The sequence below is a fragment of the Bacillus sp. JZ105 genome (genome assembly GCF_053903125.1).
In genome coordinates this window covers 1,899,900-1,913,023 of record NZ_CP096387.1, presented here as the reverse complement: position 1 = coordinate 1,913,023, position 13,124 = coordinate 1,899,900, and the positions used below count along the sequence as shown (strand labels likewise).

At 42.8% G+C, this 13,124-nt stretch carries 11 protein-coding genes; 4 read left to right on the top strand and 7 right to left on the bottom strand.

Features of this window, described 5'->3' with window-relative positions:
- Positions 1-61: 61 nt before the first annotated feature.
- The 6 genes from M1D81_RS09655 to M1D81_RS09630 all read right to left on the bottom strand — a co-directional run bounded on the left by M1D81_RS09655 (position 62) and on the right by M1D81_RS09630 (position 7,787).
- Positions 62-1,162: a Ger(x)C family spore germination protein gene (locus M1D81_RS09655; RefSeq protein ID WP_456267066.1), complete on the bottom strand. Its 1,101-nt coding sequence runs from the start codon at positions 1,160-1,162 to the stop codon at positions 62-64.
- Positions 1,159-2,259 carry a GerAB/ArcD/ProY family transporter gene (locus M1D81_RS09650; protein WP_456267067.1) on the bottom strand — a complete coding sequence of 367 codons (1,101 nt, stop codon included), beginning with the start codon at positions 2,257-2,259 and terminating at the stop codon, positions 1,159-1,161. The genes M1D81_RS09655 and M1D81_RS09650 overlap by 4 nt, the downstream gene beginning before the upstream one ends.
- Before the next feature lie 12 nt (positions 2,260-2,271).
- Positions 2,272-3,756, bottom strand: a complete 1,485-nt coding sequence (locus tag M1D81_RS09645) for a spore germination protein (RefSeq protein ID WP_456267068.1) — start codon at positions 3,754-3,756, stop codon at positions 2,272-2,274.
- A gap of 72 nt (positions 3,757-3,828) precedes the next feature.
- Positions 3,829-5,169 (bottom strand): (Fe-S)-binding protein, encoded by a 1,341-nt coding sequence (locus M1D81_RS09640; protein ID WP_456267069.1) that lies wholly within the window; start codon positions 5,167-5,169, stop codon positions 3,829-3,831.
- Complete coding sequence (gene glcD, locus M1D81_RS09635; protein WP_456267070.1) at positions 5,166-6,575, bottom strand: glycolate oxidase subunit GlcD; 1,410 nt, start codon at positions 6,573-6,575, stop codon at positions 5,166-5,168. The genes M1D81_RS09640 and glcD overlap by 4 nt, the downstream gene beginning before the upstream one ends.
- A 78-nt stretch (positions 6,576-6,653) precedes the next feature.
- Positions 6,654-7,787, bottom strand: a complete 1,134-nt coding sequence (locus M1D81_RS09630) for a CdaR family transcriptional regulator (protein ID WP_456267071.1) — start codon at positions 7,785-7,787, stop codon at positions 6,654-6,656.
- A gap of 125 nt (positions 7,788-7,912) precedes the next feature.
- Here M1D81_RS09630 and M1D81_RS09625 point away from each other — a divergent pair, with 125 nt between their 5' ends.
- Complete coding sequence (locus M1D81_RS09625; RefSeq protein WP_456267072.1) at positions 7,913-8,491, top strand: branched-chain amino acid aminotransferase; 579 nt, start codon at positions 7,913-7,915, stop codon at positions 8,489-8,491.
- A gap of 17 nt (positions 8,492-8,508) precedes the next feature.
- Here M1D81_RS09625 and M1D81_RS09620 read toward each other — a convergent pair whose 3' ends face one another.
- Positions 8,509-9,273 (bottom strand): DeoR/GlpR family DNA-binding transcription regulator, encoded by a 765-nt coding sequence (locus tag M1D81_RS09620; RefSeq protein ID WP_087977569.1) that lies wholly within the window; start codon positions 9,271-9,273, stop codon positions 8,509-8,511.
- Positions 9,274-9,423: 150 nt separating this feature from the next.
- Here M1D81_RS09620 and M1D81_RS09615 point away from each other — a divergent pair, with 150 nt between their 5' ends.
- The 3 genes from M1D81_RS09615 to M1D81_RS09605 all read left to right on the top strand — a co-directional run bounded on the left by M1D81_RS09615 (position 9,424) and on the right by M1D81_RS09605 (position 13,082).
- On the top strand, positions 9,424-10,230 hold the full coding sequence (locus M1D81_RS09615; protein ID WP_257802810.1) for a tyrosine-protein phosphatase: 807 nt from the start codon (positions 9,424-9,426) through the stop codon (positions 10,228-10,230).
- Positions 10,231-10,254: 24 nt separating this feature from the next.
- Positions 10,255-11,796 (top strand): glycoside hydrolase family 10 protein, encoded by a 1,542-nt coding sequence (locus M1D81_RS09610; RefSeq protein WP_456267073.1) that lies wholly within the window; start codon positions 10,255-10,257, stop codon positions 11,794-11,796.
- Between the two features lie 143 nt (positions 11,797-11,939).
- A complete protein-coding gene (locus M1D81_RS09605; protein WP_025093170.1) occupies positions 11,940-13,082 on the top strand; it encodes an acyl-CoA dehydrogenase family protein in 1,143 nt (380 codons plus the stop codon).
- Positions 13,083-13,124 lie beyond the last annotated feature (42 nt).

The window sequence follows — 13,124 nt, the reverse complement described above, 5'->3', positions numbered from 1 at the left end:
AGCGAAAATGAAAGTATCCAAAATTTTGGAGAATAAACAAGACATATTCGAATAAGCCTTTTTATTGGCTGACTCCGGTTTGAACAATCTTCATGTGGCAATTAACTTGTACTTCTGCATCAGGATAAATGCTTTTCCATTTTCCTGGTGTTACTGCTTTGTCTTTTGATCTATACCTCAGGCCCAGCCCAAGCGGATCTATGTTTTGCTTTTTAAAGGATTGAACAAGGTCTTGTCCTTGCTGAGCGACACGTTTTTCTACTTCTTTTTCAACATGGTCCAATATAGATGGTTTATCAATCTTTTTGGACTTCATGAATTCTTTTAATTCACCTTTCAGTTTGATATCAATCATGATCTGAGGCTTCTTTGTTAGGTTTTCCGTCGGTTTAATTCGGTAAGACACATGGGATTTGATATTTTCAATGACGACATGGGTCTTTGCATGATCAGCCAATTGAAATTCGTAGATGCCATTTTTATGATTTTCAATCATCGCTTTAAATGTGAACGTGTCTTTTCCGGGGATATGACCGACCATTTTTTCATGATCAAACAGAGCGACTCCTGTGATCTTGATGCCATTGCCTTTTTTCTTAATGTAGGGGAGGTATGCATCGACCCCTTTTGCCAGCATCTGATTCATAAAAATATGCTGATTGGTAACAGGTTCATTGCCATTTCGCATATTTTGGGCCAACAGATCAGAGAGATATACACCTATATTTAAGTTCGTTTGATTCATTTTTGTGTATAATAACTCTTTAACTTCTCCGTCTACAATCGCAAACACTTGGCGTGAACCAATAATAGGATCACGATAAATATAATTCATTAAATCGATCATGCCGACTTCTTTTGCTAACTTTTCACTGACTAAAATAACGAGCACCTGGCCCATGACTACTGGAAAAGGTGATTCTTCTGACACGAGAAATTGAATATTACTAATGGTGTTTGACTTTGCGCTTAATATTTGATAACTTCCTTGCTCTTGATTTTTAAAGACAGGGAAGACAAAGAAGCCCTTCATTTCTCCATCTTCCAATAAATCAAATCCTGCCGCCTGAGAGATATTTAATTCATCTAAAAGGCGGGGCTCTGCACAGCTGGTTAACAAAAGACTACACAACATGAGGCCCGTAAGTATATAACGTTTCATGCTCGTTTTTTTCCCCTCCTTTTTTTCAGCATCAGTCCAATGACCATACAGATAATCAATCCATAGATCATAATGAATCCGCTAAATTCCACCCATTGATTAAAGGTTTCAAAAGAAGTTGCACTGGCAAAAAACGAAAACATGATCAGAATGAGGATGCTGAGCCCGATGAACGTGACGCGCTGGCTCGTATGAAGCATTCTTTTTGCCATTCGGCTCGCTGCCCATAATGGAATCGCGATATTTGGAATGATCAGAAGCAGCCAAAGAGACACTTCAATAAATTCAAAGCGCTGGATAAATGGAAGCTTCACAATGCTCGTTAACGTTAGCGTCGGCCATTTTGTTAATTTGAGCTGAGCACTTGAGTAATACGCAATAGAGACGAGAAAAGTGAGCAAGCTTAAGCATGTCGTAAATAATGCCCCCATGTGAGCAAATTTTTGAGATGTCTGAGCTTGTTTAATAAAGGGATAATAGACAAGCAGCGTGCCAAAACCAAACATGGATAAGGAGGCATCTTTGACTCCCACAAGCATTTGCGAAAATGTATGATCAAACATTGGGAACATGAAACGAATATGACTATATTTCATGGCATAAAAACAAATAAACGTCATCCAATACGTCAGTACAACACTAAAAAATGCCCATCCAGCAATGGTTCTAAAGCCGCCGGTATGAATGTAATACACAAGCAGCATCAGTACAGATGCAAACAAAAGACCAGGGATTTCTTTAAACAGCCAAACATGGATCACATCCATGTAATGGATAAGAACGGTCAGCGACAAAGAAGCAAAATATAAGATATAAAGAATGTTCAATAATTGCCCAATCCATTTGCCAAATACATATTGCGTGATTTCACCAAATTCATCCGAAGGGGCCTTTTTAAACATCAAGTACATGAGAAAGATCATCCCATTGACGCTCATGCCAGAAATCAAAATAGCGATCCATCCATCATTATTGATAGAACGAACAAGGTTTGTTTGAAAGTTTAAAATGCTGACACCGACTTGATTGGCATTGATGAAAAAAAACACAAAATAAGGGGATACTTGAAATTTCTCTTTGACAGAAGAAGAGCTCATGCCTTCACTTCCTTATTCATAAAAATCATTTTTCCCCTTGCGGCCTTGCTTCGGCTTAGAGCGATGGATGGTTTCATTTTGCGGACGTAAATTTTCCGGCCTTTTGTTCAAAAAACGGAGCTGAGGACGAATCAAACTGCCCTTTAAATCAGCAAGGCGCATTGGAAAAATAGGCTCTAAATACGGCCGGCCAATTGAAGTTAATTTCATTAAATGGGTGAGCAGAAAAGATCCCATCACAGCAATACCTAATGCGCCCCAAACCTGTGCTGCAACTAAAAAAGGAAATCTCAGCAGCCGAATGGTACTGCCCATTTTGTATATAGGCGTGACAAATGAGGCGAGAGCAGACAGGGCAACAATAATGAGTAAAATATTGCTCGTTAAGCCTGCTGCTACAGCAGCTTGTCCAATGACAATCCCTCCAACAATCCCGAGCGTCTGACCGACTTTAGCTGGGAGCCTTGAACCTGCTTCTCTTAGTAATTCAATCGAAATCTCTAAAAATAGTGCCTCAATGATCGGAGGAAATGGCACAAGATAGCGCGAGGAGACAATGGTTTCTAATAAATCCTTAGGGATCAGTTCATAATGAAAGGTTAAAACGGCAACATATAAAGGTGTCGCAAAAATGGAAAATATCACAGCAAATATGCGTAACAGCCTAAAGCAAGAAGCTGCAATCCATGACATATTGTAGTCTTCCATCGTGGAAAAATACTCAAGTAAAATAGTTGGGGCAAGCAAGACATGAGGCGAGCCATCCACTAATATGGCAATTTTCCCTTCTGATAAGCCTGAAGACACGCGGTCGGGTCTTTCTGTATTCAAAAACAACGGAAAGATCGTATTGGATACATCATAAAGCATTTGAGCGAGGTAATTCGCATCTAAAATCTGATCATAATCAACGTCCTCAATTCGTTGAAGAACCGTTTCGATGTTTTCCGGGTTGGCGATTTCTTCAATATATAACACGGCAACTTTTGTTTGAGAGAGCGTACCAACCGTCTTTTCCTCAACTTTTAGGTGAGGCGTCGGCATCCGCCGTCTGACCAAATTTAAATTGGTATCTAAAACCTCCACAAATGCTTCCTGAGCACTGATAATCCCAAATTCAATCTCAGGCGGACCTATTTGTCTGCCTTTCTTTTCTTCAATCGGCAAAAGAAGCGTTTTGCCCCAGTCTGTCTCAAGTCTAATCGCAATACTGCCCCGGTGAAGGGCTTCTTGCACTTTTTGAAGATCGCTCGTGATGACAGCCTGCTCAATGGAAATTCGTTCTTTCAGCTCTTCAAGAGTGGGTGACAGGTGCAGTTGTTTGAGGGAGGGGAGAATTTGTTCATGTAGAAGATGTCCATTAATCAATGAACGAAAAAAGGAAATCCTATACAGAAAATCTCCATCCCGAGACAGCTCATTTGTAAAATCAGCAGAACGTGACAATGCTTCAAATACTGAATTCGGGTCCTTTTGTTGTTTGTTTTTCTTCAGCATTTGGACCAGCTCCTTCGGCGATTTGCCTCTATTATCTAACCGATTGTCTAAAGATATGCATGAAAAAAGCGTTCAGCTTGATGGGCTGGACGCTTTTTTTCCATATAGAACGGCTTCTAATAATAAATCAGCTAGATGGACGGCACGCATGCTTGGTGAGTGCCCTGAGCGTTTGATGCCTGCTGCCATTTGCAGCTGACAGCCTGGATTAGACGTAACGATGGCAGCGGCCTTTGTTTGAGTGGCTTCTGTCATTTTATGATCTAAGATTTGCATCGACATCTTTGGCTGCAAGATGTTGTAAATGCCAGCTGAGCCGCAGCACCGGCCCGAATCCTTCATTTCTTTAAATGATACACCTTGAATGGCCTTCATCAGCACCCTTGGTGCATGCTGTACACCCATTCCGTTCCGCAAATGACAAGAATCCTGATAGGTGATGACCTGCTCTGGCAAAGCAAGCGGCATGCGGCGGTGAAATTCCAGCTCCACTAAAATGTCTGATATATCCATGATTTTCTTTGAGAAAGCTTCACTTCGCTTTTGAAAATCCGGATCATCACAAAGCAAATAATCATAATCACTTAAAAAAGCGCCACAACCGCCTGCATTCATGACTATGGCATCCGCATCTATCTCTTCAAACGCTTCAATATTCCGCTTTGCTAACTGTTTCGCTTGTTCTTTTTCACCGCTATGGCCATGGAGCGCTCCGCAGCACGTCTGAATAGGAGGGACGATGACGTCACAGCCTGCCAGCTGCAAAAGCTGGATGGTCGCTTCGTTTGTGCTGGAAAAAACGGTGTCCATTAAACAGCCAGTAAAAAAGGCGACCCGTTTTCTCGCTGGGCCGGCGGCTTTGTATTCCGTCAAACGGCTTTTTCGTTGACGCGGCACCTTTGGAAGCGCCTGTTCCATCAGGCGTAAGTGCGGTGGAAGCACCTTCAGCATGCCAGTTTTGCGGGCAGCCGTTTGGAGACCAGATGTTTGATAAAAACGAAGAAGTCCTGCTGCTTTCCGCATTCGGCTTTGTGAAGGAAAGAGACCTTTAAACACGACACGTCTTACAAGTTTGACAGGAATGGATTGTTTTTTGTGCTGCTGAATGATGTCTCTTGCATCTTCAAGTAACCGTCCATATTTAACGCCGGAAGGGCAGACCGGTTCACATGCACGGCAGCCAAGACAAAGATTCAGTGAATGCTCGACATCTTCATCTGGCTCAATGACGCCGTCTCTCACCGCCTTCATTAAAGCAATTCGGCCCCGGGGAGAGTGTGTTTCTTGTTGACCAGATTCAATATAAGTAGGGCAGGAAGGAAGGCAGAATCCGCAGCGCATGCAATTGAGCATCTCTTTTTCGTCCATTTGCTGCTGAAATGCTTGCTGAATCTCTGTTTGTTTAGAACTCATGAGACCACCACCCGCTTTCTTGCGGCTTTTCCGAACACTTTATCAGGGTTCATGATATTTTCCGGGTCTAGCGCATGTTTGATCGCTTTCATTGCAGCAATGCCTTCTTTTTTAACCTTTAGTTCTAAGTAAGGGGCTTTCATAAGACCCACGCCATGTTCACCCGTAATGGTGCCGCCAAGTGAGACTGCTTTTTCAAAAATGGCCTGAAAGGCTTCTTCCACCCGTTTCATTTCTTCTTCATTTCTTGCATCTGCTGCACAAGTAGGATGCAAATTGCCATCACCTGCATGACCAAATGTACAGATTTTCACTTTGTACTGCTTCGCAATGTCTTCGATCGCCCGCACCATGCTGGCAATTTCAGACCGGGGAACTGTGGCATCTTCTAAAATGGTCGTCGGGCTTAAGCGGGCGAGGGCAGATAAAGCGGATCGTCTCGCTGTTAAAAGTGCATTTGCCTCTTCTTCAGAATGTGCGATATTCACTTCTTTTGCACCATGCTGCTGACACACTTTTGCGATGCGCTGCATATCACGGGCAACCGCTTCAGGATGGCCGTCTTGTTCGATTAACAGCACCGCTTGAACGTCAGTCGGCAAACCGATTTTTGCAAAGTCTTCAACGACTTCCAGAGTCGGCTGATCCATAAATTCTAATGTGGCGGGGATGATACGCTCTGCAATAATCGCCGACACTGAAGCGGCGGCTTCCTCTAAACTTTCATATAAGCAAAGCATCGTTTGTTTTGTTTCTGGAAGCGGCAAAAGCTTCAGCGTGGCCTCAGTGACAATCCCGAGCGTTCCTTCTGAACCTACGAACAAACGGGTCATATCATACCCGGCCACGTCCTTTGCAAGCTTGCCGCCTGTTTTGATGATGTCACCGTTTGGCAGAACGACTTCAAGTCCAAGGACATAATCTCTCGTCACTCCATACTTTAACCCCCGGAGACCACCTGAATTTTCATTAATATTTCCGCCTAATGTAGAGATTTTCATAGAGCTTGGATCAGGTGGATAGAAGAGGCCTTTCCCCTCTACTTGGCGAATAAGTTCCTGTGTGATCAAACCAGGCTGCACCGTTGCTGTCAGGTTTTCTTCATCTATTTCTATTAATTGGTTCATTCTTGTAAACAGCAGCACAAGTCCGCCTTGAGTGGGACATGTGCCTGCACAAAGGTTCGTTCCTGATCCTCTCGGCACGATCGGTATGTTATATGAAGCGCAGAGCCGGACAATTTGCTGGATTTCCTCAGCCGTATGCGGGCTTACGATGACATCTGGCATATGCTGAAAATTTGGTGTTGCATCATAAGAGTAGACAAGCCGATCAGCTTTACTGTCCTGCACGTAAGATGCGCCAACAATCTTTTTTAATTGGTTTAAAAATTCAGAATGTAACATACGTATTCAACTCCTATTGATGAGACGTATCGTTTCTTTCAGTATAAAAAAAGAATCGCCTCATGCCTATGGACGATTCTACAAAATATCGGGCTGTTTGCTTCGTTTTTTTGGATCATCATCTAATAGCATGAAGGCTAAATAAAAGAGCATGGCATCTTGCATGCGTTTTGGATCAAGTGTCGTTAAATCTTGGATTCGTTTTAGCCTGTAATGCAGTGTATTGATATGGACATGCATCGCTTCTGCGGTATATTTCAATGAACAATCTGATGTCATGAGTACCCGCAATGTTTTCACTAATTCAGGATAGGGGAGAAGAGGGGCGATCGTTCGATCAAGAAACACTTCTTTTGTTTCCTGACTTACTTCCTCCATAAAAAGTTCGAGCGTTAAATCTTCATCAAATACAATCGGCGTATCAGCATGTGCCATTTTTAATGCTCGAAAGGCTTGTTGAAACGATTGCTTCATCAAATGAGCAGCTGCTGGTTTTCCCGCACCAATCAAAACCCCAGGCGTGCTCCGGGCCGTGAGGGAGGCATGGATGTGAAACAGGCGCTGCTGCAAGGCTTTACGATCATCTGCTGTTGATTGCAGCATGAGTAAAAAGCGGCCATGCCCCCAGCGGACGATGATCTCCTGGCTGTTGAGATGCAGCGTTTCCTTCAATTCTTTGTATTGATTTTGCTTCATAAACGATTCATCCTGACAATCGATCAGGACAACTGCGCGCTCCTTGTTGATATCAAGCTGAAGCCGCGACGCTTTTTCAGTGAGATCAACCGCTGTCTCTGGCAGATGAAGCCAGTCGAATACAAACGCTTCGAGCTGACGTTCATCCGTTTCAGTTTCTTGAAAAAATTCATGTTCATGAATAAGCAACTCGGTCATTTTTCTTAATATTTCGCCAAAAGGAGATACATGTACAGGATCTCCTGTCATTCCAATGACCCCGATGACCTCTTGCTTAAAATAAATAGGCAGATTGATGCCAGCTTTGACGCCTTTCATGTGCTGCTGGTCATCCTTTGTGAGAATTCGTTTCTGTCCTTCAAAAGATGTCAGATACGCTCCTTCATGAAATTGTCCAACGCGCGCTGGATCTGTTGCTGCAATGATGGTGCCGTTTGTTTGTGCGATGATGATTTCCTCAGTCAGCACCTTTTTAACCTCGTCTACGATTTTTTCTGCCAGTGTCATTGTGAGCAAAACGTACCCCTCCGAGATGTTTCTTTTGACACTATCATACCATCATATGCTGGGACATATCTTTCTTTTCATGAGTTATGCTAAAATAATAAACACACATGAAGGAGAAGAAAGGAGACATAGCCATGTCACTGCAAAATCGCTTACAAGACTTACTGAAAGAAGGACAGGCGCTGACCGACTTTGAATATGATGAAGCGGTGCGCCGCAATTGGACATTAGAAGGGGCGCGAATAAAAGAAGAAGCCCGTTTTGGCGATGTATATATAGAGCGTGTAGACAAGGAATCAGAAGACATGATTCAAACAGAAAACGCCTCATTTCTAAACACACCGCTTACATATGTGAAAAAACATCAAAAAGAATTCATTTATATCGAATCCAAGTGGTTTGATGTCGTGAAAGTGGATGGCTTGGCCATTGAATGGGATGAAGTGTTTCAAACGTATACTGTGCTGTTCGGTTTAAAACGTCCTAAAAAAGACACGAATATTCTAAAGGACGTGCTATCGCCATTAAATGGTGCTCAGCTTCAATTTAATGGCCAAGATGGCTTATTTGATGTGAACTTACAGATTCTTGAGCTTGAGGATATTCACGAAGATACGGCTTTCATTGACGTCATCTCGGCCGTATACCGATTTTTATTCCGTATGATCGTGCAGCTTGAAATCAATGAATCAAAAAACGGCTCAAATTCCTGAGCCGTTTTTTTGTCCCTCTATTCATTTGATGAAGGCGTGACAAACCGCACGTCATGCTCTTTTCCATATTGAAGATAATCTTCATTTGGCTCCTGATTGGTCACGACGATATCAATCTCGTGCAAATCACAAAATGTGGTCAAGGCGTAATGATCGAATTTGCTATCATCCACTAATAAAAAGGTTTTGGCACTTTTTTGAACGAGCGTCTTTTTAATATCGGTTTCAAGCGGAGACGAATTCGTGACGCCGTGATCAATGGATAAACCAGTTGACGCGATAAAGGCTTTATTGACATTGTAAGCTTTTAAGCGCTCAACACTTTGATACCCAACGAAAGAATTCGTTTTTCTTTCAAGCATCCCGCCAGTGGAAAAGATGGTGAGATTTTCATAAGGCATCGCTTGTGTAATGAAATCGACATTATTGGTCACAATGGTCACCTGTTTCTCCGTCAAATAGGGGAGCAGCTCAAGCGTTGTCGTACCAGAATCAATAAAAATCATATCTCCGTTTTCCACAAAAGCAGCAGCCGTCTGACCGATCAATTGCTTTTTACTGAGCTGACGGACCTTTCGCTCTTGATACACCACTAACGTTGAGTGGTTCACAGCCACTCCGCCATACACTTTTTTGAGTACGCCGGACTCGACCAAAGCCTGTACATCTCGGCGTATCGTGTTTTTTGAGACACCAAAATGTGCCACAAGCTCATCAAGTGAGGCAGATTCCCGGTCAAACACATACTCTTTGATTTGCTGAATCCGTTTTGTTTTTATCATACTTCATATCTCCAATCAATCCGAATGTCCTTTTTTCATTATACCAATAAATTCTCTTACATGGATTAGGTCAATTGATTCTCTTTTCTCCTTTGATATAAAAGCGTATGATAGAAAAAAGAAAGAAACCAGAAAGGAACTTTCACTTCTATGAATCAATCAAACAACCCATTTTCAAAGCTTGCGAATTTTAGAGAAGTAGGGGGGCTTCAAACAACAGATGGGATGGTGATCAAACAGGGAATGATTTATCGATCCGCAGACTTATCCCGTTTGTCGAAACAAGACATCGAGATATTCTCAGCACTCGGAATTCAAACCGTTTGTGACCTCCGTACAGCCTCAGAACGTAAATCACATCCGCCAAAGATCAAGGAACACGACAAAATCGTCCATATTCCGATGCAGCCTGACAGTAAGATGCCAAGTAAATGGACCATGTTTCGTATGCTGGTAACAGAAGGGAAGTCTCTCTCATTTACACCGATCATGAAAGAGTTATATCAAAGCATGCTGACAGAGCGTAAAGAAGAGATTCGGCAGCTGTTCACACTGCTTTCAGATCAAAGCCATTACCCGCTGATGCTTCACTGCACGAGTGGCAAGGACCGTACAGGTTTTTTATCTGCCCTGATTCAGTTGGTGGCAGGTGTACCGCTGACTGTCGTTTTAAGTGAATACATGCGTTCCAATGAAGGCGTGCAAATGCTCGTCAGAAGGCAGGAACGATTTGTCCGATTGATGAGTTTATACCGGGTGTCAAAAGAACAAATTCAGCCGCTTGTTGGTGTGCAGCAAGATTATCTTGAAGATGTGCTGCACGAAATGCTGGAGACATACGGGAGTGCAGAGCGGTATTTAATTGAAGCCTGCAAAGTCCCTGAAGCTCAGCTCAATGAAATGAAAAACATTCTGCTTACACCATCTGCTGGCATTCCATCACAAAAAGCGGAATAAACTTAAGATGAGGTGATGCAAAACATGCTGAAAAAGATCAGTATGACAGTTTTAACACTGATGTTGATGTTTGTATTTTTATTGATTCCTTCTAGCAGTCTAGCAGCTCGTGCAGTGCCAAAAGGGAAGCTTGAGAGCACAAGAGAGATGCGCGCGGTATGGATTGCATCTGTTTATAACTTAGATTGGCCCTCAAAGAAGGGGCTGCCTGTAGCAGAGCAGAAGCAAGAGTTTATTCGTTTGTTAGACGAAATCAAAGCGATGAATATGAATGCCGTCATTATGCAAATTAAACCAACAGCAGACGCCTTTTATCCTTCAGCATACGGGCCGTGGTCAGAATATTTGACTGGAACACAAGGGAAAGATCCGGGGTACGATCCGCTTGAGTTTATGATCGAAGAAGCTCATAAACGCGGCCTTGAATTTCACGCTTGGTTTAACCCTTACCGAATCACAATGAATCATACTGATCTCAGCCGTTTGTCTGCCGATCACCCTGCAAGACAACATCCTGATTGGACGATTACGTATGGTAATCAGCTATATTACAATCCTGGTATTCCTGAAACTCAGGACTTCATTATCGGCGGTATCGAAGAAGTTGTGAAAAACTACGATATTGATGCAGTGCATATGGATGATTATTTTTATCCATATAAAATAGCCGGTGTACCATTTCCAGATCAAGAAACGTATGAAACATATGGAAAAAAAGCATTTACTCATATAGAAGATTGGCGAAGAGATAATGTGAATCAGCTGGTGAAGCAAATCAATGACACCATTAAGAAAGAAAAACCGTATGTGAAATTTGGTATTAGTCCATTTGGGGTATGGCGCAACATAAAAGATGACCCGACTGGTTCAAACACCACTGCAGGAATGACCAACTACGATGATTTGTATGCTGATACAAGAGAGTGGATTCAGCAGCACGATATTGATTATGTTACTCCGCAAATTTACTGGAGCATCGGCTTTCAAGCTGCCGCTTATGATGTGCTGACGAAATGGTGGTCAAATGAGGTGAAAGGGGAGCCGGTTCACCTGTACATTGGGCAGGCGGCATATAAAATTAATCAAAACAGTGACCCTGCTTGGTCTGACCCGGAAGAATATTTTAGGCAGATTGAGCTGAACAGGCAGTCACAGCTTGTGCAGGGAAGCATGCATTTCAGCTTGAAGGATCTCAATCGCAACCCTTTGAATGTAAAGGATCGATTGATAGAAGAGTCATACCGCAAACCAGCTCTCATTCCAGAAATGCCTTGGCTTCATCAGAAAACACCTAAAAAACCAATCATTCAATCTGTGAAAAAGACATCGGATGGTACGGCTTTACAAATCAAAAATGATCCGCATTCTACCGTATCCTATTATGCAGTCTATCGATTAACAAATAAAGGAACATATGAATTGCTGCAAACGGTTAGAAAAGAAAAAGGCGCCATAACAACGATTAAAGACCTCCCAGTCAATCAAAAGAAAATGGATACTTACAAGATTACGGCTCTGAATCGTCTTCATCACGAAAGCAAGCCTTCTACAAAAATAGTGAAATAACAGAAAAAGCATGAGTGAGATTTTCTTCGTTCATGCTTTTTTTCTATTATTCTTGTTTTAATTTTCTGAATTCAATCAAGCTTGGCATGAAGCAGCTGCTTGATTAATAAATATGATAGAAAAGAGCTAAAGGGGGAAGCAAGATGGATTTTGAATTAACGAAAGAACAACAAATGATCCGCCAGATGGTCAAAGATTTCGCCAAAGCAGAAATTGCACCACTCGCTCAAACCATTGATGAACAGGCCGTATTCCCAGCCAAAACGTTTCAAAAAATGGGGGAGCTCGGCTTTATGGGCATCCCCTTTCCAGAGAAATACGGCGGCTCAGGAGGAGATACGATATCATATGCACTCGCTGTAGAAGAAATCGGAAAACAGTGCGGTAGTACAGGTCTTAGCTATGCCGCAGCCGTCTCCTTAGGCGCAAGCCCGCTTTATTACTTCGGTACAGAGGAACAAAAGATGGACCACCTTGTCCCGCTGGCTTCTGGAACAGCACTTGGTTCCTTCGGATTAACAGAACCAAATGCAGGGTCAGATGCAAAAGGGACGAAAACAAAAGCAGTCAAAGACGGACAAGAGTATGTCATTAGCGGGGAAAAGTGCTGGATCACAAACGCCAATTTTGCCAGAACCATTATCGTCACTGCTGTCTCGGATCAAGATGAAAACGGCCGCCCGATCATCTCCGCCTTCATTGTGGAGAAAGGGCAAAAAGGGCTGACCATTACAAATCCATATGACAAAATGGGCGTGCGCGGTTCAGATACAGCAGAAATCATTTTAGACGGTGTACGTGTACCAGCCCAGAATATTTTAGGAGACCCAGCGAAAGGCTTTAAGCAATTTTTATATACATTAGACGGGGGGCGCATTTCAATTGCTGCGTTATCAGTTGGCATCGCACAAGCTGCACTAGATGCTTCGCTCTCGCATGCAAAAGAAAGAAAGCAATTTGGGCAGACCCTTTCTTCCTTCCAAGCGATTCAGTTTAAGCTGGCAGATATGGCGATGCAAATAGAGCTCGCTAGACAAATGGTTTGGAAAGCCGCTTGGCTGAAAGATCACGGCAAGCCGTTTACAAAAGAAGCTGCCTATGCCAAACTCTTCGCTTCTGAAATGGCGACAAAAGCAAGTCTTGATGCTGTTCAAATTCACGGGGGAACAGGCTACATGAAAGAATGTGGTGTAGAACGGCTTGTGAGAGATGCCAAGCTAATGGAAATTGGAGAAGGGACCTCTGAAATTCAGCGTCTAGTCATCGCAAGACAACTGTTAGCGTAATCCGATAATGAAAACGCTTACCATCAATAGAGGAGGAAAGCC